Origin of the sequence: Lacunisphaera limnophila, assembly GCF_001746835.1 — a bacterium.
Lineage (GTDB): Bacteria > Verrucomicrobiota > Verrucomicrobiia > Opitutales > Opitutaceae > Lacunisphaera > Lacunisphaera limnophila.
On the sequence record NZ_CP016094.1, the window covers coordinates 1,556,976 to 1,575,861 of the forward strand.

Annotated in this window: 15 protein-coding genes; 13 read left to right on the top strand and 2 right to left on the bottom strand. The window is 63.6% G+C overall.

The window, feature by feature from the left end; genetic code table 11:
• The first annotated feature begins 162 nt into the window (after positions 1-162).
• From Verru16B_RS06505 to mqo, 6 genes are all read left to right on the top strand, one after another.
• Positions 163-2,175 (top strand): beta-galactosidase, encoded by a 2,013-nt coding sequence (locus tag Verru16B_RS06505; RefSeq protein WP_069961521.1) that lies wholly within the window; start codon positions 163-165, stop codon positions 2,173-2,175.
• 200 nt (positions 2,176-2,375) lie between these two features.
• The gene (locus Verru16B_RS06510) at positions 2,376-3,161 is read left to right on the top strand and encodes a DeoR/GlpR family DNA-binding transcription regulator (RefSeq protein ID WP_069961522.1); all 786 of its coding nucleotides are present in this window, start codon (positions 2,376-2,378) and stop codon (positions 3,159-3,161) included.
• Positions 3,162-3,297: 136 nt separating this feature from the next.
• Positions 3,298-5,490 (top strand): bifunctional rhamnulose-1-phosphate aldolase/short-chain dehydrogenase, encoded by a 2,193-nt coding sequence (locus tag Verru16B_RS06515; RefSeq protein WP_069961523.1) that lies wholly within the window; start codon positions 3,298-3,300, stop codon positions 5,488-5,490.
• A gap of 158 nt (positions 5,491-5,648) precedes the next feature.
• Positions 5,649-7,100, top strand: a complete 1,452-nt coding sequence (locus tag Verru16B_RS06520; protein WP_069961524.1) for a rhamnulokinase — start codon at positions 5,649-5,651, stop codon at positions 7,098-7,100.
• A 105-nt stretch (positions 7,101-7,205) separates the two neighbouring features.
• The gene (locus Verru16B_RS06525) at positions 7,206-8,477 is read left to right on the top strand and encodes an L-rhamnose isomerase (protein WP_069961525.1); all 1,272 of its coding nucleotides are present in this window, start codon (positions 7,206-7,208) and stop codon (positions 8,475-8,477) included.
• Positions 8,478-8,593: 116 nt separating this feature from the next.
• Positions 8,594-10,093, top strand: a complete 1,500-nt coding sequence (gene mqo, locus Verru16B_RS06530; RefSeq protein ID WP_069961526.1) for a malate dehydrogenase (quinone) — start codon at positions 8,594-8,596, stop codon at positions 10,091-10,093.
• Positions 10,094-10,373: 280 nt separating this feature from the next.
• On the opposite strand, the gene Verru16B_RS06535 is transcribed toward mqo, so the two are convergent.
• A complete protein-coding gene (locus tag Verru16B_RS06535) occupies positions 10,374-10,973 on the bottom strand; it encodes a YdeI/OmpD-associated family protein (protein ID WP_218918816.1) in 600 nt (199 codons plus the stop codon).
• Between the two features lie 315 nt (positions 10,974-11,288).
• Between Verru16B_RS06535 and Verru16B_RS06540 the strand changes: the two genes are divergently transcribed.
• The 6 genes from Verru16B_RS06540 to Verru16B_RS06565 all read left to right on the top strand — a co-directional run bounded on the left by Verru16B_RS06540 (position 11,289) and on the right by Verru16B_RS06565 (position 16,837).
• Positions 11,289-11,474 (top strand): hypothetical protein, encoded by a 186-nt coding sequence (locus Verru16B_RS06540; RefSeq protein ID WP_069961527.1) that lies wholly within the window; start codon positions 11,289-11,291, stop codon positions 11,472-11,474.
• A complete protein-coding gene (locus Verru16B_RS06545; protein WP_069961528.1) occupies positions 11,459-11,764 on the top strand; it encodes a type II toxin-antitoxin system RelE/ParE family toxin in 306 nt (101 codons plus the stop codon). The genes Verru16B_RS06540 and Verru16B_RS06545 overlap by 16 nt, the downstream gene beginning before the upstream one ends.
• 297 nt (positions 11,765-12,061) lie before the next feature.
• Complete coding sequence (locus Verru16B_RS06550) at positions 12,062-12,607, top strand: hypothetical protein (RefSeq protein ID WP_157772283.1); 546 nt, start codon at positions 12,062-12,064, stop codon at positions 12,605-12,607.
• Between the two features lie 213 nt (positions 12,608-12,820).
• Positions 12,821-14,596 (top strand): ATP-dependent nuclease, encoded by a 1,776-nt coding sequence (locus tag Verru16B_RS06555; protein WP_069961530.1) that lies wholly within the window; start codon positions 12,821-12,823, stop codon positions 14,594-14,596.
• A gap of 128 nt (positions 14,597-14,724) precedes the next feature.
• A complete protein-coding gene (locus tag Verru16B_RS06560) occupies positions 14,725-15,294 on the top strand; it encodes a hypothetical protein (protein WP_069961531.1) in 570 nt (189 codons plus the stop codon).
• Between the two features lie 103 nt (positions 15,295-15,397).
• Positions 15,398-16,837 (top strand): hypothetical protein, encoded by a 1,440-nt coding sequence (locus Verru16B_RS06565; RefSeq protein ID WP_157772285.1) that lies wholly within the window; start codon positions 15,398-15,400, stop codon positions 16,835-16,837.
• Between the two features lie 229 nt (positions 16,838-17,066).
• Here the strand turns inward: Verru16B_RS06565 and Verru16B_RS06570 are convergent, their stop codons facing one another.
• Positions 17,067-18,110, bottom strand: coding sequence for a hypothetical protein (locus Verru16B_RS06570; RefSeq protein WP_069961533.1), 1,044 nt, complete (start codon positions 18,108-18,110; stop codon positions 17,067-17,069).
• A 230-nt stretch (positions 18,111-18,340) separates the two neighbouring features.
• On the opposite strand from Verru16B_RS06570, the gene Verru16B_RS06575 reads away from it, so the two are divergent.
• The gene (locus Verru16B_RS06575; RefSeq protein ID WP_069961534.1) at positions 18,341-18,706 is read left to right on the top strand and encodes a DUF2200 domain-containing protein; all 366 of its coding nucleotides are present in this window, start codon (positions 18,341-18,343) and stop codon (positions 18,704-18,706) included.
• Positions 18,707-18,886: the final 180 nt, after the last annotated feature.

Sequence of the window (18,886 nt, forward strand, 5' to 3'; positions counted from 1 at the left end):
TCCCGCCGCTTGACCGTCATATTTCACCCGCCGGCCGGACAATCCGACTGCGATCCCTTTGACGGCATCGCCAGCGACGCGATTGACTGGCGCCTTGCCCCTACGCCTGCTTAAACCCGACCCAGCGACGGGACGTCTTCGGTCGTCCGCCTCCAAAGCCCCATGAACCAACTCCTGCACGGCACCTGCTATTACCCCGAGCTCTGGCCCGAGGCGGACATCGACCGCGACATCGCGGAAATGAAGCGGCTTGGCCTGAACATGGTGCGGATCGGTGAGTTCACCTGGTCAAAGATGGAGCCCGACGAGGGGCAGGTCTCCGTGGATTTCTTTGTGCGCGTGCTCGACCGGCTGCATGCGGCCCGGATCGGCGTGGTCTACTGCACGCCGACACCCACGCCGCCGGTGTGGCTTACGCACGGCCGGCCCGACCGCTGCTTCGTGGACGCCGAGGGTCGGGTCATGAGCCACGGTGCGCGCCAGCACGCCAGCTACGAGCACCCCGAGGTGCGCGCGGCCTGCCTGCGGATTGTCGAGACTCTGGCCCAGGCGGTGGGCCGCCACCCCGCGATCCTTGCCTGGCAGATCGACAACGAGTTCAAGTGCCACGTCGGCGAGGACTTCAACCCGCACGCCATCGCCCACTGGCACCGCTGGCTCGAGGCGCGCTATGGCAGGATCGACCGCCTGAACGCCGCCTGGGGCACGGAGATCTGGAGCGAGCGCTACCAGCGCTTCGACCAGGTGCCCCCGCCCGTGCGCACGCCCTTCCTGCACAACGCCTCGCTCAGCACGGCCTACCGGATGTTCTGCCGCGAGAGCATCGCCGAGTTCCAGGACGCGCAGTGCGCCGTCATCCGCCGCCACTCGGACAAGCCGATCACGCACAACACCGTCACCTTCTTCTCAGTCAACCACGAGCGGCAGTTCGCGAACCTCGATTTCGCCTCCTTCGACGACTACCCCGACCGCGACCACTGGGCGGCGATCGTGTTCGACAACGACCTCTGCCGCCCGGCCAAGCCCGGCCGCGCGCACTGGTTCATGGAGACGAGCGTCGCGCACAACGGCTGGTTCGGAAACCACGAGATCGCGCACCCGCCGGGGTTCCTCGCCGTCGAGGCGGTCGCCTCGTTCGGCCTCGGGGCGCAGGCGATCAACTACTGGCTCTGGCGCCAGCAGCGCACCGGCTGCGAGCTGCCGCACAGCGCCATCATGAGCACTTGGTTCAAACCCTCGATCGGTTACGCCGAGGTGGCGAAGGTCGAGGCCGCACGCCGGCAGATCGAGCCGCTGATGGTCGCGAGCCGCCCGGCCATCGCTGAGGCCGCCGTCACCTGGTCCGACCTCGGCCGCGCTATGCTCCAGACGGAGCCGCTCGGCGGGCGTCCCGGCTATGAGGTGGATTTCAACCAAACGGTCGCGGCGTGGCACGGCCTGCTGCTCGAGGCCGGCATTCACCGCGATGTCCGTTTTGAGGGTGCGGCTCTCGACGGCCTGAAGCTGCTCATCACGCCGATGATGCCGTATGTGTCGCCGGCCTTTTTGGCGAAGGTGGAAAAGTTCGTCCGCGCCGGCGGGGTGTGGATCTGTGCCCCGACCACCGGCACGCGCGGAGCCGAGCACGACGTGCCGACCGACGCCGGCCTCGGGCTGGTCGACGCCTTCGCGGGCGTCGAGACGGTGTTCTCCTTTCCCATCACCGGCACTGGCTCCACGGGCAGGGCCTTCGGGCTCACCGCCCCGGTGGCCGGCTGGTGCTCCGCGCTCCGGCCTGCGTCCCGCGACACGAAGGTCATCGGCACGCTGCAAAGCGAACAGGCCCCGGGCCTCGCCTTCCTCACCGAGCGCAAGCTGGGCCAAGGCGCCGTCGTCGTGCTCGGCGCGCTCCCCGACGGAAAGGCCGGCGCGAAGCTGCTGGCGAAACTCGTCGCGCACTACGCGAAGCAGGCCGGCATCACGCTCCGCTTCGAGACCACGCCCGGCACGATCATCTGCCCGCGCGTGACCAAGGACGGCAAAAAACTCTGGGTCGTCGTCAACCTGGACGGCAAGGGTGGGCGGGTCCGAGTCCCCAAGGGCGCGACCGACGCCCTCACCGGCAAAAAGCTCCCCGCCGGCCCGTTGAAAGTCCCGCGCTACAGGTGGCGGGTGGTGGGGATCGGATATTTGTAGGGCGGGGTCGCCGAACCCCGCCTTCGGAGCGCCCAGCTCCCGCTGGGCCGGGAGATGTGCCCTCCACCTGGCCAGGCGGGGTTCGGCGACCCCGCCCTACATCAGAGGGACCTCGCCCGCCATTCGGACGCTCCGATCCCGCGCGACCGGGTATATGATTGACTCCGCTCATATAAAATGAGGCCCTTGGCGCTCCTCCCATGCGCGTCCCCCGCCACATCGTCGACCGTCGCCAGGCGCGGTTGTGCGACCTGATCCGGACCGACGGCTTCCTGCCGGTGGCCGAGATCTGCCGGAAGCTCGGGGTGTCCGCGGCCACCGCCCGGCGCGACTTGGCCAGCGTGGCGGCCAGCGGCCACATCACCCGCACCCGCGGCGGGGCGCTGGCTGACTACAACGCCTCCTTTGCCTCGCTGGGGGAGCGGGCCGGCCGCGCCCGCACCGCCAAGGGCCGCATCGCCGCCGCCGCGCTCACGCGGTTCCCGCTCCGCGGCACCGTCTTCCTCGACGCCGGCACGACGGTGCGCGCCATCGCTCGCCAGCTCCTGCGGGCCCGCCGCGACCTGACCGGCCTCAGCATCGTCACCAACAGCCTGCCCGTCGCCACCCTACTTGGCGGCGCGCCCGGCCTCGACCTGCATGTGCTCGGCGGCACCTTCCTGCACCGCCAGGCCGTCCTGCTCGGCGCCGACGCCGTGCGCTCGCTGGCCGCGTGGAAATTCGACGCCGCCTTCCTCGGCGGAGAGAGCATGGACGCCGACGGCATCAGCAACTCACACGCCGAGATCGCCGTCTTCCAGACCGCCGTGCTGCTCCGCACCACCGCGCCTTACTTCTGCCTCGACGCCGGCAAGCTCGGTCGCACCACCCCTCACCGCATCGGCGGCTGGGACACGCTCGGCTTCCTCGTCACCGACGCCAGCCCCGCCCAGCTCGCCGCCGCGGAGATCCCGCTGCCGCCGACGCGGCTGGTCCTGGCCAAGTGACGGACTTCGAACCAAGGCCCATCTTGAAAACTGAAAATCGGTCATCGCAAAACTGAGCATTTCCGGACCCCGGCTTACCCAATTTCAAGATTCTCGATTATCAGTTGCCCGATTTCACGATCTCCCCCTCTCCACCATGAGCTCCTATAAATACGTCAACTTTGCCTGGGATGATGCCGCGGCTGCGGCCCTCGATCCGGTCGGCCGCCTCGTCTACCGCTCCAACCTGCTCGGCGGCGACCAGCGCATCACCAACACCGGCGGCGGCAACACGTCGTCCAAGATCACCGAGAAGGACCCGCTCAGCGGCCAGCCCACCGAGGTCCTCTGGGTCAAGGGCTCCGGCGGCGACCTCCGCACCAGCACCCGCGAGAACTTCTCCTCCCTCTACCAGCAGAAGCTGCTCGATCTCCAGAAACTCTACGGCTCTCGCGCCGACAAGGGCCTCAAGTCGCAGGCCGAGGACGACATGGTCGGCATGTTCTCGCACGCCACGTTCAACCTGAACCCGCGCGCCTCCTCGATCGACACCACGCTGCACTCCTTCCTGCCCGGCAAGCATGTCGACCATATGCACCCCAACGCGGTGATCGCCATCGCGGCCTCGCAGAACTGCGAAAAGCTAACCCAGGAAATCTTCGGCGGACAGATGGCCTATGTGAAATGGATGCGCCCGGGCTTCGAGCTCGGCCTCGCCATGCAGGCGATCGCGCAAAAGAACCCGTCCACCAAGGCCATCATGATGGGCCAGCACGGCTTCATCTCGTGGGCCGACGACGACAAGGCCTGCTACACCTGGACCCTCGACTGCATCGAGAAGGCCTCCGTCTACATCGAGACGAAATACGCCGCAAAGGGCGGCGACGCCACGGCCTTCGGCGGGCAGAAATACGCCACCCTCGACGAGGCCAAGCGCCGCGCGACGTTCTCGGCCATTCTCCCCTGGCTCCGCGGCCAGGTCTCCAAGGAGAAGCGTTTCATCGGCACCGTCCAGGACGACGCTAAGATCCTGCGCTTCGTGAATTCGAAGGATGCCGCCCGCCTCGCCGAACTCGGCACCTCCTGTCCCGACCACTTCCTGCGCACCAAGATCAAGCCGCTCTACGTCGACTGGAACCCGCAGGCCGAGGACACCGCGGCCCTCAAGGCCAAGCTCGCCGCCGGCCTCGCTGCCTACCGCCAGGACTACGCCGCCTATTACGCGAAGTGCAAACACGCCAACTCCCCGGCGATGCGCGACCCGAACCCGACCGTCGTGCTCATCCCCGGTCTCGGCATGATCGCCTGGGGCAAGGACAAGTCCGAGAGCCGCGTCACCGCCGAGTTCTACAACTGCGCCGTCGAGGTCATGCGCGGCGCCGAAGCCATCGACCAGTATATCGCCCTCCCGCAGCAGGAGGCGTTCGACATCGAGTACTGGCTGCTCGAGGAGGCGAAGCTCAAGCGCATGCCCGCCGAGAAGGAACTCGCCCGCCAGGTCATCGTCGTGATCGGCGCCGGCTCCGGCATCGGCAAGGAAACCGCCCACCGCCTCGTCAAGGAAGGCGCGCACATCGTCTGCGTCGACCTCAACGCCGAGGCCGCCGCTGCCACCGCCAAGGAGATCGAGGCCAAGTACGGCGTCGGCATCGGCGTCGCCGGCACCGGCCTCTCGGCCTGCGGTCCGGCCCTCGGCCTAGCCGCCAACATCACCGACCGGGCCAGCATCCGGAAGATGCTCGACGAGGTGGCGCTGGCCTACGGCGGCTTCGATTCTATCTGCGTGACCGCCGGCATCTTCGTGCCGTCCGACACCTCCGGCCACATCCCCGACGACAAGTGGGCCCTCACCTTCGCCATCAACGTTACCGGCAGCTACCTCGTCGGCGACGAGGCCTCGAAGACTTGGAAGGAACAGGGCCTCAAGGGCCAGCTCGTCCTCACCACCTCCGCCAACGCCGCCGTGGCGAAGAAGGGCTCCGTCGCCTACGACGTCTCGAAGGCCGCCGGCAACCACCTTGTCCGCGAGCTCGCCATCGAGCTCGCGCCGCTGGTCCGCGTCAACGGCGTGGCCCCCGCCACCGTCGTGCAGGGTTCGGCCATGTTCCCCCGCGACCGCGTCATCGGCTCGCTCGCCAAATACAATATCCCCTATACGGATGATGAGGCGACCGATTCCCTCGTGAAGAAGCTGGCCCAGTTCTACGCCGACCGCACCCTGACCAAGGCCCCGATTACCCCGGCCGACCAGGCCGAGGCGTATTTCCTGTTGGTCAGCCAGCGCCTGAGCAAAACCACCGGCCAGATCATCACGGTCGACGGCGGCCTGCATGAGGCCTTCCTGCGTTAACAAACCCATCGTGAAATCGGTCATCGGTCATTGAAAAACTGAAAATTGCCGAACACTGGCCTGCTCAATTTCAAGATGAGCGATTTCACGATGACCGCTTTCAAGATTTCCTTCTGATTCCCTTTCTTAAACTTCAACTTCCGACTTAAACTCCCCGTATGGCGAAGCCCTTACATTGTGCGGCCATCGATCTCGGCGCCACGAGCGGCCGGGTGATCCTTGGGACGTGGGCGAAGGGGCGGCTCTCCCTCCAGGAAGTCCATCGCTTCCCCAATGCCCTGCGCTCGGCGGGCGGGCATGATTACTGGGACATTCCCGGTCTCTGGCAGGAAGTGCAGGCCGGCCTCCGCGCTGCCGTCGCCGCCCTGCCGAAGGGCGCCACGCTTGCGTCCGTCGGCGTCGACACCTGGGGCGTGGACTACGTGCTCACGAACGACGCGGGCCGGATCGTCTTCCCGACGCACGCCTACCGCGACGCCCGCACGCAGGTGGGCCTCACGCACCTGACGAACACCCGCGCCGCCCTCCAGCGCATCTACGCGGCGACCGGCATCCCGGCCGTCTTCTACAACAGCTCGCTCCAGCTGGCCGAGACGGTCGAGAAGTGCCCGGCCATCACCGATCTCGCCACGCGCTGCCTCTTCCTGCCCGACTACTTCAATTTCCTGCTCTCGGGCCAGATGGCCAACGGCCTCTCCATCGCCAGCACCACCCAACTCCTCGACGTGCACGGCGACGACTGGTCGCGCGTCGCCCTCGACTACTTCCGCGTCCCGCCCGTGTGGCTAACGAAGCCCGTCCCGACGGGCGCCCGGCTCGGTCGTTTGCGCCCGGAGGCCCTGAGCCTGCCGAACGGGGCCGGACTCGAGCAGACCCAGGTCATCGCCGTCCCCGGCCACGACACCACCTGCGCCTACGACGCCATGCCGGCGGCCGCCGATGGCGCCGACATCTTCCTCAGTTCCGGCACCTGGTCGCTGGTCGGTTTCGAGAGCGACCAGCCCCTACTCGGCCCCGCCGCCCTCACCGCCCGCGTGGCGAACGACCGCACCGGCCGCGGGGAGTACCGTCCCCTCGTCAACGTCCTCGGCCTCTGGCTCCTCGAGCAGACCCTGAAGGATTTCGCGACCCGCCCGAAAAACGACCGCGAGTGGTCGGCGCTGATCTCAGCCGCTAACCGCTTGCCGCTTACCGCTTCGCCCTTGGACATGATCTTCGCCGAGTTCGCCAACCCGCCGTCGATGAAGGCCGCCATCGACGCCCAGCTGAAGCGCCGGAAGCTCCCGCTGCCCAAGACCCTCGCCGGCTATGTCCGCTTGATCTGCGACTCCCTCGGCGCCGGGCATGCGATGGCCATCCGCGATTTCGAGCAACTCTCCGGCCGCACGTTCAAGCGCATCCTCATGGTCGGGGGCGGCGCCAAGAACCGCCTCCTCTGCCAGGCCACGGCCAACGCCGCCGGCCTGCCCGTCCACGCCTTCGCCATCGAGGGCTCCGTCGTCGGCAACCTCGCCAACCAGCTCATCGCGCTGAAAGCGGTGAAGAACCTGGCCGCCTTCCGTGCATCGCTCGCTGCCGATCTGAAGCAAACCATCTATCAACCCCGCTGAAATTCATTTTTCACGCAAAGCCGCAAAGCCGCAAAGTTTCCAACCCTTTGAATCTCTCTTACTTTGCGTCTCTGCGGCTTGGCGTGAAACAACTCCCCTGAATCCATGCCTTCATCGAAGAACATTTCCGCCGCTTACCGCCTGGCTCGTTCGCGTTATGCCGAGCTGGGCGTCGATACCGAGGTCGCCATCCGGCACGCGCTTCGCGTTCCCGTGTCCCTCCACTGCTGGCAGGCTGATGACGTGCGCGGGCTCGAGACGCCAAAGGCCGGCCTCGCCGGCGGCGGCATCATGACCACCGGCGGCTACCCGGGCCGCGCCCGCAACGGCGACGAGATGCGCGCCGACCTCGACCAGGTCCTGAAGCTCCTCCCCGGCAAGCAGCGCCTCAACCTCCACGCCTTCTACGCCGAGACCGGCGACCAGCACGTGGACCGCGACGAGCTCGAGCCGCAGCACTTCGCCCGCTGGCTCGGCTGGGCCAAGGCGCGCCGCGTCGGCCTCGATTTCAACCCGACCTACTTCGCCCACGAGCACGCCAACTCCGGCTTCACGCTCTCCCACGCCGACCCGGCCATCCGCAAGTTCTGGATCCGCCACGGCCGGGCCTGCCGTCACATCGCCGAGAGCTTCGCCAAGACGCTGGGTTCGCCCAGCGTGCACAACCACTGGGTGCCAGACGGCGCCAAGGACGCCCCGGCCGACCGCTTCGCCCCGCGCGAGCGCCTCGCTGCGTCCTACGACGCCATTTTCGCCGATAAGACCGTGAACCGGAAACTTTGCGTCGACGCGGTCGAGGGGAAACTCTTCGGCCTCGGCTCCGAGGACTACGTCGTCGGCTCGCAGGAGTTTTATTCCAACTACGCCCTCAGCCGCGACCTCGTGCTCTGCCTCGACCTCGGGCATTATCACCCGACGGAATCCGTCGCCGACAAGGTCTCGGCCCACCTCCAGTTTCACCCGCGCCTGCTTTTGCACACCAGCCGCCCGATCCGCTGGGACTCGGACCACGTCGTCATCCTCGACGATGCCGTCCGCAACCTCTTCCTCGAGATCGCCCGCGGCGACGCCTGGGACCGCGTGTTCGTGGCCCTCGATTTCTTCGACGCCTCGATCAACCGCCTCGCCGCCTACGTGGTGGGCACGCGCGCCACGCGCCAGGCCATCCTCGGCGGCCTGCTCGACCCCTCGCTTGCGCTGAAGGACGCCGAGCTCGCCGGCCGCGGCCATGAGCGCTTGGCCCTGATGGAGCTCACCCGCTCGCTCCCCTGGGGCGCGGTGTGGGACGAACTGTGTCAGCGCGAAGGCGTCCCCGCCGGCGCCGACTGGCTGAAGGACGTGGCGCGGTACGAACGTACGGTCACCTCCAAACGCTAAGATTCATTTTCTCACGCAAAGTCGCCAAGTCGCTAAGTTAAACAATCCACCCTGCCTTACTTTGCGCCTTGGCGGCTTCGCGTGAAAATCAGGATCCCTGATTTCTGTTTTCAGTCATGAATTCCCACACCCCCAACCCCGACGTCGTATTAATTGGCAGCGGCGTCATGTCCGCCAATCTGGGCGCGCTGCTCCGGCGGCTCGACCCCTCGCTGAGGATTCAGGTGTATGAGGCGGCGCCGGAGCTGGCCTTCGAGGCGTCCAACGGCTGGAACAACGCCGGCACGGGCCACGCCGGCATCTGCGAGATCAGCTACACGCCGAAGCCCGCCGACGGCAGCCCGGTGAAGGTGCAGAAGGTCATCGATATCTTCCAGGAGTTCGAGCAGACGCTCCAGTTCTGGGCGCACGCCGTCGGCACCGGCATGATCGAGACGCCCAAGGACTTCATCAACCCGGTCCAGCACATCAGCTTCGTGCACGGCGACGACCAGGTGGCCTTCCTCAAGTCGCGCTACGCCGGCATGTCGGCCCACCACTTCTTCCGGGAGATGGAATTCACCACGGACCCCGCGAAGATCGGAGCCTGGGCCCCGCTTCTCACCGAGGGGCGCGACTCCGCCACGCCGATCGCCGCCACCAAGATGGACGGCGGCACCGACATCAACTTCGGCGTCCTTTCCCGAAAGCTCCTCACCTGGCTCGCGAACCAGGACGGCTGCGGGGTTGCCGCCGGCCACAAGGTGGTGGGCTTGGAGAAGCAGGCGGACGGCCGATGGCGGATATCGGTGGAAAACCTCAAGTCCGGGGAGACCCACCAGACGCAGGCCAAGTTCGTCTTCGTCGGCGCTGGGGGCGGCAGCCTGCGGTTGCTGCAGCTGGCCGGCCTGCCCGAGGCGAAGGGCCTCGGCGGCTTTCCCATCGGCGGGCACTGGCTGGTGTGCGACAACCCCGCGATCGTCGCCAAACATCAGGCCAAGGTCTACGGGCAGAACCTGCCTGAGGCGCCCACGATGGCCGTGCCGCACCTCGACCAGCGCATCCTCGACGGCAAGAAGACGCTCCTCTTCGGCCCCTTCGCCGCGTGGACCACGCGTTTCCTGCACCGCACCGGCGCTTGGACCGACCTCCCGGCCACGGTGAAGCCGCACAACGTGACGACCCTGCTCAAGATCGCCGCGACCAATTTCCCGCTCGTGAAATATCTGCTGCAGCAGGGCACGCAGAGCATGGCGGACCGGATGCGGGTGATGCACATCTTCTACCCCAACGCGAAGGCCGAGGACTGGAAGCTCGTCGACGGCGGCATCCGCGTGCAGGCGATCAAGAAGACCGACGGCGAGGCCGGCATCGTGCATTTCGGCACGGAGGTCCTGACCAGCGCCGACAAGTCCATGGCCGCCCTCCTCGGCGCGTCGCCCGGGGCTTCGGTGTGCGTGAACATCGTGGCGGATGTCATCCGGCGGAGCTTCCCGCACCTGACCGAAACCGACGCCGGCCACCAGCGCTTGCGGGAGCTGATCCCGACGTACGGGATTGATTACCGACTGCCCGAGAATGCGGCGCGGTTTAACGAGTTGGCCGTAGCGGCGAGAAAGCAGCTCAAGCTGATCTAAGGCGGTTTCACGCATCCCGTTGTTTGCCGCTGCAAACCCGGGACCAGTCGCCCAGCCTGCGCTGTGGCTGGAAGGCGCAGTGACGCCAAGGTGGAACCCGGCCTCTGGACGGGTTGGTTTTGAAAAGACGGTTTAACCACGAAGGCACGAAGGACACGAAGGTTAGATTCCCCTGGAGGGCCCTGCTCCCGCTGGGCCGGGCTGTAGGGCGGGATCGCCGAATCCCGACTGCTTGGCCGCAATAAACGCAGAAGACGCAAAAGAGTCAGTGCGGTGGCTCCTACACGCCCCGGCTCAGTGGAACTTCTCCCCGCGTTTCATCATGCCGAGGATCAGTTCGAGGCGGCGGGCGCGGGTCTCGGGTTTCTTGGCGGTAGTAGATGGCGTAGCGGTTGGCGGCGTTGAGGGATTCGAAGAAGGCCTTGGCCCGGGCGTGGGGGGCGAGTTGGGCGAGGAAGTCCGCCGGCATCTCGGCGGCGCGGGAGGACGCGTAGGCCTGCGTCCATCGTCCGTCGGCCTGGGCCGCGTCGACCATGGCCTGGCCGGCCGGCTGCATGCGGCCCGCCTGGGTCAGGCGGGCCACGTGGCCGACGTTGATCTTGGACCAGGTGCTGCGCGGCCCGCGCCGGGTGAATTTCTGGAGGAAGGTCTGCTGGTCGTGGCTTTGCTTCTGGCCGTCGATCCAGCCGTAGCAGAGCGCCTCGTCGAGGGCCTCGGCGTAGGTGACGCTGGCGATCCCGCTGTCCTTCTTGGCGATTTGGAGCCAGATCCCCGGGTGGGTGCCGTGGTTGGCCTTGAGCCAGCGCCGGAAGGCCGCCGGCGAGGCAAAGGCGAGGATCGGCAGCTCGGGCTTGGTAGTCTTGGGGGACGGTTTGCTCATGGGTGGGTGGGGGAGGGCGGCGGTTGGGGAGAGTCCGCCCGGATTTCCGACGACCTCAAGACCCAAGCCCGGACCGGTTTTAGGGCGGGATCGCCGAATCCCGGCTGATTGGCCGCCAAAAACGCAAAAGGCGCAAAAGGATCCAGACGGTTTAACCACGAAGGACGCGAAGGGGCACGAAGGGAAATTCCCTTGGAGGGCCCGCGTCCCTGCGGGCCAGAGGCCTGGCGACGGCTGGTCCCGGCGGGCCGGGCCTTGGTCTGCCGGATCCAACCCGGGCCTTGCCACGACCCAGGAGCTGGCTAGCCTTCCCCCATGAGCAGCAAGGAACTCGTGATTGATCTTGTCCGCCGGTTACCGGACGAGGTTTCGCTCCGGGACATTGTCCGGGAGATCGAGTTTGTGGCCGGCGTGCGGGAGGGATTGGACTCCTTCGACAAGGAAGGTGGGTTCACGGTGGAAGAAGCCAGGGCCAAACTCGATGAATGGACCGCAAAGTAGTCATCTCGGCGCGCGCGCTGCGTGACCTGGAAGAGATCGTCCGTTACATCGCGACCGACAATCCTCCGGCGGCCGCCCGGTTTGGCGCTTTGCTCCTGACGGAGGCCGAAGCCATCGGTCTGAAGCCGGAGACCGGACGCATGGTGCCCGAGTTCAAGGTCCCTGAAATCCGGGAACGGATAGTCCGCTCCATCCGGATCGTGTATCGGGTGGACGCCGCGCAGCACCGGGTGGTGATCGCCCGGTTCTGGCATGGCGCGCGAGGAAAGCCGGAGATCGGGCCGGCCTGAGTCCGGATTGTTTAACCACGAAGGACACGAATAGACACGAAGGGCGGATTCCCCCTGCGGGCCGGATCTCGATCACCGGAGGTTGGCCGCCAAGAACGCAAAAGGCGCAAAAGGGGACGCTTTGCAGTCCCGGTGTGCCTTGTCCTCTGCTCGCTACCCGCTACCCACTACCCGCTACTTTCCTTACCCCCGTTTGACCTCTGCGCCCTTCGCGCCAACCTCCTGCTCCGACCTCCTTGGTCTGCTCTTCCCCTACTCACTACCCGCTACCCGCTCCTCGCTACTCCTCCCATTCCCATGCCCCTCCTAACGATCGTTCCCCCGATGGCGGGCGCTGAGCGCCGGTTCCAGCCCTTCGTGGATTTCGTGCAGAAATCCTGCGGGTGGGAGACGGAGTTCGTGCGGCTGAACCTGCCCGGGCATCGTCCGCCCTTTGGCTCGACGGAGATCTTCCCCGGGGTTGACGCCCAGACGGTGGGCAAGGTCGTGTTCGGCTTCTCCCTCGGCGCCCTCTACGCCCACCTGGGGGCGTTGCGGGCCCGGCACCTGATCCTCGGCTCGATCTCGCCCTTCTTCCTAGAGGACGACGACGAACCCGAGCGCTGGATGATCTCCTACAAAGCCGGCAACCCCGCCACCCCTGCCGACATCCTGGTCGGCGCCCTCGAAGACGCCCAAATGCACCGCCGCGCCACCGCCATCCGCGACTTCTACCGCCAGCACACCTACACCGACGTCGCCAGCGCCGAACACGAGCTGTGGCATCCGAACTACCTCAAGGAGATCAAGGCCGCCCTCGATCGGCTTCAAACCCAGCCAGACCAGTCAAGAGTCAAGAACTGACGATCTTTCGAAGCGTCCATGGGTCGGTCTGACATCCTCGGAACGTCCGTTTCTAGCCCAATCGCTCCATTGATCCTAATTTTGCGTCGCCTCAAACCGTCCGCGAGCTTTGAGTGGTAGTGGCACTCAAATATTGGGGGCCGCCACCAGAAGCCTCGGGCCGGGCCTTCGCAGTGGCTGCACACTGTAATTACCTCTACCGCACGTTGGCCCATGAGAATCGAAAAGCTAGAGATTGAAAATTTCCGACGAATTGAAAAGGCCGTGATTCATTTGAATCCGGCTACGTTTGTTATAGGCCCCAATAACTGCGCGAAAAGCACTGTGATCGCTGCGCTCGAGGCTTTACTGTCCCTCGAACGCGACAAACTCACGCAGGCGGATATCCGCGAAAAATCCGATGGCACACGCGCGCCGGAAACCGTGATCACCGGCTATTTTGGACCAATCACCGCGGAAGTTGCAGCCGCCCGCGGATTCCGCGGACGGGTGATTAACAATCAATTTGTTTACCGTAAAAAGCTTACCATCGAATCGGGCAAGGCGCAGATCCAATGCCGTGAGCAACCGTCGAGCCTGAAGCCTGAATTCAAGGTAAAGACCGTGGGTGAACTCATTGCCGCCGGTATCACCGCCGAAGTGATCAAGGAAGTCCTCGATCTGGAGGTGCCCGCTGATAAGCTCGGTAAGGATTGGTTCAAGTCACTGCCTGAAGTGATGACTTTCGATACGGCGGCGGAACCTGTCTGGGTCGAAAATCCAGGTGGTATCGCGCAGAATGTTATTTCTCGCCTCCCGCGATTGATCCACATCCCGGCCTTAACCGACTCTAAGGAAATCGAGTCCGGTGAGAAACAATATGTGCTGGGTGAGTGCCTTAGTCTGCTCTTCGAGGATTTGCTGACGGGCAATGCAACGACCCATGAAATCCAGGAGAAGCTGACATTACTTCAGGGACAAATGGATCCAGGGGCGGAGCATTCGCTACTCGGAGGTTTGGTTAAGGCGGTGAACAAAATTATCGAGGACGTTTTTCCGAAATGTGGCATCGCTATCACGCCATCACTCCAAGGCGTGCTGGAGATCCTCAAGCCCAAGTATGACGTCAAGGTTTTCTCCAATATCCGGACGCCCGTCTCGCGCCAAGGCACGGGCTTGGTGCGCACCTGCGCGTTTGCCATGCTCCGGCACCACGCTGCCCTAAAGTTACAAAAGGAAATTCAAACTCGGCCGGTGGTTGTCGCATTCGAGGAGCCCGAACTTTTTCTCCATCCCTCGGCGGCCAATATGTTGCGCGACACCATCTATGCATTGGGACGTTCGGATCAAATCGTCTGCACAACGCATTCCCCATGGATGATCGATCTGAGGCAGGACGCGCAGAGTATTACCCGCATGAGTATCGGCGAAAATGATCGAGCGGAGGCATGGAACTATGGCGTCTCTTCGGAATTGGGTAAGCTGCAGCCCGAAGACAAGGTCCGCGTTAAACTCATTCAGACTTTCGATGATGAGCTGGCCCGCGTTTTCTTTGCCGAGAGGGTGTTGGTGGTGGAGGGCGATTCGGAGGTGGCTGCCATCCGACAAACGCTCCGCTTGCTTCCCGAAGGCCAGCGGAAAATCATCCAGTCGCGTTTCCAGATCGTGAAGGCACGCGGCAAGGCTTCGATTATCTCTCTAGTGAAATATCTCCACGCTTTGAACCTAGACGTATCTGTTATGCATGACGGGGACCAGGGCACACCCGGGGCGGAAGTATTTAACGCACCCATCGCCGCTGCGTTGAACAAGCCAAGTCGCTTGTTCGTCCTAACCCCAAATCTTGAAAATACACTGGGTTACACGCCGCCTTCCGCGGACAAGCCTTACCATGCATTCATGAAGACGAGCGCATGGAACCAAGTGAGCGATATCCCTGTAGCTTGGCGGACCACCCTGGCGGGGATTTTCGAAATTACCTGGCCGGCGGATACACCACCCGCCGCGTGACCGTGCATTCTTCAGCCGCTTCGGAGGCGCCGGAAAACTTAGGGGTGAGTAGACTGCCTTGTTCACGGCTCGCAAATTGCCTAAAATCGGGGCAAAAAAGTAGCCAGACTATATAACTCTCTTCATCCATGCTCCCCGAATTTCCCAGGGCAAAAAAGCGCGCCGACGAACTTTGGATGGCAGCCATGATGGCAGGAATGCGCAGTGATCCTTTCTTGGCGGGAATCGCCATCCGGGTTCAGAAGGAGGGACGCCGCGCCTACGTTGATGGCTCTGAAATGAACTATGTTCCCGCGTCCGTAGCGACCACCCTCAAAGCAAATGTTGGACGTGGAGAGACCGTCGAAGAGTTCTATAATTCGGCTGAGGCGCTCGGTAAAAAAATGGGTGATGAGCAGGCGAAATACCTTTTTAAGGTGATGGAGCAGCCAAGCACGACCTTCCAGCCATTCAACTTCGGTCCGGACGTGACAATTGACGACATCCTCGGTGTCTGGGACAAAATGTTCGTCCGCTTTAAGGAAGGCCGGCCGCAGTGGCCGCAAATCACCAGTAGCGCTGAAGTGCTTGGACGTCTGCGAGAAATAATGGAGCAGTCGCTACAGGATCCTGTGTCCCGCGCCAAATGGCAGGCGCTTATAGACAAGAAACGCAAAGAATACGATGAGAGAGAGGCTCGTAGAAGACTGGTTGATTAGAATTCACGAACGCGGTTACGACGTCGCGTTCTGTCAGGTCTTGCTCTCGCAGGGCCTGCACGTCCTACGCGCTGGGCACAGCCCCACTGAGCACGGAAAGGATGTGATCGCCAGCACGCCCGACCGCTCAAAGCTTTGGGGTTACCAACTCAAAAGCGGCAATTTTTCCCAGGCCGATGTCACCAAGCACCGCGAGCAGCTAAACATGCTCGTCGAAACCCGCCCAATCTTTCCAGGCCTGCCCCGCGACTTCGAATACCAGCCTGTTTTGGTTACCACTGGAGAATTTAAAGAACCTGCTGTCTCGCTTATCAAGGAGCTCAACGAAAGCTGGCGCGTCCGCAACCTTCCGGCACTTGAACTCATCAACGGTCGTGCCCTGCTTGCCGATCTCCTTAAACTCTCGGCCGACTTCTGGCCCGTTGCGCTGCCTGCCGCCCGCACTCTCCGTTCGCTTTACCTAGTGGAAGGGAAAGGTGATTTCGACCCTGACGCATTCTCGGACCTCCTAATGCGCCTCTTCGCGGAGAAGACTGGCAGAAACCTGGGGCGCCAAGCCGCCGCCGCCAATCTCTTCACAAGCTACCTCCTTGGTCCATTCCAAGAGAACATGGATCACTGGAGCGTCTTTCGGGGTTGGACGCTCACCGCCGCTTCAATCGCCTGGGCCGGCGCCAAGTCCAATACTTCAGAAGGAACCTGGCATGAGCCTTACAGGCTCGCTCGAGATGCCGCCAAGGCGGCCCTCGTCGCCCTCCACAATGAAGCGAAGAACGAAAACAAATTTCGGTCTCACGGCATGGAATTCGACGACTACACCCGCGTTCGCAACGTCACAGCCATGGCAGCTGCCGTCTGTGTTGAACTGATGTCGCAATCAACCGAAACTCGAGCACCAGATATCTACCTAGCACGTCTTACGCAGTTTATTGCTGAAGATCGCCTGCTCTTTTGGGGCGAAGGTGCGCTTTCACAGCACCTGATGCTGATTTGGTTTCTCGAAAAGCACGGTGCACACGACATTGCCAAAGTGCTCTTGTTGCGAATCATCACGCTTGTCGCCAGGAAAAATCAAGAGGGCAGCCCAGATCCGTTGCCGGATGGCTATACTTCACCCGATGACTGCCTCACGGAGTTGCTTTCAGAGACCTCGGACAGCGAGGTAAAAAAAGCCGTCGAGTCCCATAGCTTGCTAGCGCTCATCATTCTCTGCGCCCGCCGACAGATGCGTGCGGAGCTCAATGCAATATGGGTGGACATCACACACGTGCGGATGTCCATACTTCGCACAGAGGATCCACTCGACGTTCTCCAATGGTCTGCCGATAACGCCACCGAGCATTCCCAGCAGTTCAATGAACACAGCTGGCGCGAACTCGCAGAATTTGCGTTTCTCCAAGACGTCGACCGACTCCTCCCAATCTTTCAAAAAGACCCAGATTTTGCGCTCATGTATCTGCTCACCTTTCAGCATCGCATGATGGGGAGTTTGCTCAAGCATCTCGATGAGCACTTCGCTCGAGTTGAAGGTGCTTCCAAGTAGTCTGACACTATGTTTGCCTTCGTTGATTGGACCAATGCGTTGGTGCTTTCGATTTTGATACACTTATGCGAAAACTCGCCACGGTCCTCAGTCATCCGTGGCCACTGTTTTATCCGTAGCGAAGCATCAGGCCCAACTACGTCTCGCGGAGGAGTCGAAGGTGGCGAAGCCACCTTGGTTGGTGCTTTCGCCTGCCCCCTCGTTGCCTTCTATCCCTTCGGGAGATTCCTCAGGTCTCCGCGTCGCGGCCGAGGATGCCGCGGCGCATGAGGCGGCTGGTTTTTTCGGACGGGGCCCAGACCAGTAGGACGGCCATGATGCCGTAGATCGGCAGGTGGCCGACGAGCTCCACCCAGCTGAAGAGCGTGAGCGTCAGGTTGATGATGCCCCAGGCCGCGATGATGATCACGCGCGGGAAGATGCCGAAGGCCAGGAACAGGCCGATGAGCAGCTCGGTGGTCCCGGCAAACCAGATGAAGGCCGCGTTGGACAGGGGGAAGCCGACGGCCCCGGTGAAGTTCAGCGGGAATTGCTCCAGGAAGGTGAGCGCCAGCGCGGGGTTGGCCAGTTTCTCGGTGAATGCGACGAAGACAAAGCCCACCCCCATGGAAATGCGCAGCAACTTCAGCCCGTGCTTCGCCAGCGCGGGTGACGGGGCCAGCCGGGGGAACAACAGCTGGTCGATCGAGTGCGGTCCGCGACCCTTGCAGAAAAAGAAGACCGCGGCGCCGAGGTAATGGAGATTCTCGAAGGTGGTTTCCCAGCCCACGACAAAGCCGGCGACGACCCACAACACCGCCAGCGAGGCCGCGAAGACCCGCGTCATGCCGCCGTAGAGGAAGCTCAGCGCGATGGCGATCTGCCAGGTCCCCAGGAGGTAGTTCCAGGGTGCGGCGGGCACATTGTTCGGCGAGAACAGCCGGCCCTGCACGCCGAGCACGAGGAGCGGCACCGCGAAATGGATGCCAATCACCACGGGCACCCATCCGTAGAACCGGGCCATCCCCTCATCCGTGGCCCCCAGGCGCTCGGGTCCGGGGATCAGGTCGCGCTCCCCGCGCCGCCGCCAGAAAAACTCGGCGACGGCCGTGAGGGCGAGGGCCGCGGCGACGGCCGTCAGGCAGAAGGTCGAGAAAAAGCCACCGGCGGCCAGCGCGGGGACCTCGCCCGACACAAACCACTTCTCGTGGGCCTGCGCGGCCGTCGGGCCCGCGAAGCAGGCCAGCAAAAGGACAAGGGGCGTGAAAATCCTGCCAGAGCGTGGAATACTCATGGGGGCATGGTGACAGGTGGAAGAGAAAGCAGAAGGCTGAAACAGGAAGGAAGCCCTGATGGGGTCTGGATCAGACCAAGGCAATTTTGGCCACGGATAACACCGATGGCCACGGATCAATGCCCGGGGCCGGCCTTGGGCCGCATCCGTGTTCATCCGTGCCATCGGTGGCTAAATCCTCCGGGTTTTTTGCTCTGTGCCTTCGTGTCTTCGTGGTTAATCCTTCGGCCATGCCGAAATCCACGCCCACCAAGCACCGCATCTACACTATGCCTTTTGCCAAGGTCTATCCGTTCCTCGTCGCCAAGGCCGAGCGGAAGGGGCGGACCCAGGCGGAGGTGGACGAGATCATCCGCTGGCTGACCGGCTACACGGCTAAGGGCCTGGAGAAAGTGCTGAAGGCGCAGATCGACTTCGAAACCTTCTTCGCGCAAGCGCCGAAGAAGAACCCAAAGCGGAAGCTCGTCACCGGCCTCATCTGCGGCGTGCGCGTCGAGGAGATCAAGGAACCGCTCATGCGGGAAATCCGGTATCTCGACAAAATGGTCGACGAACTGGCGAAGGGGAAGGTGATGGGGAAGATACTGCGCGACTGAGGTCGCGCAAGGGAGAGACCTGAGACCTGAAACCTGAGACCTGAAGGGGCGGGAAGGGTGCGGCGAGCGGAGGGCTGCGACGCCCTTGCGGGGAACAGGCGGGGTTCGGCGACCCCGCCCTACAGTTCGAGGCAAACCCGCGCGGAGCGCGGGTTCCACCTTGAGGCGGGGCCCGCAGGG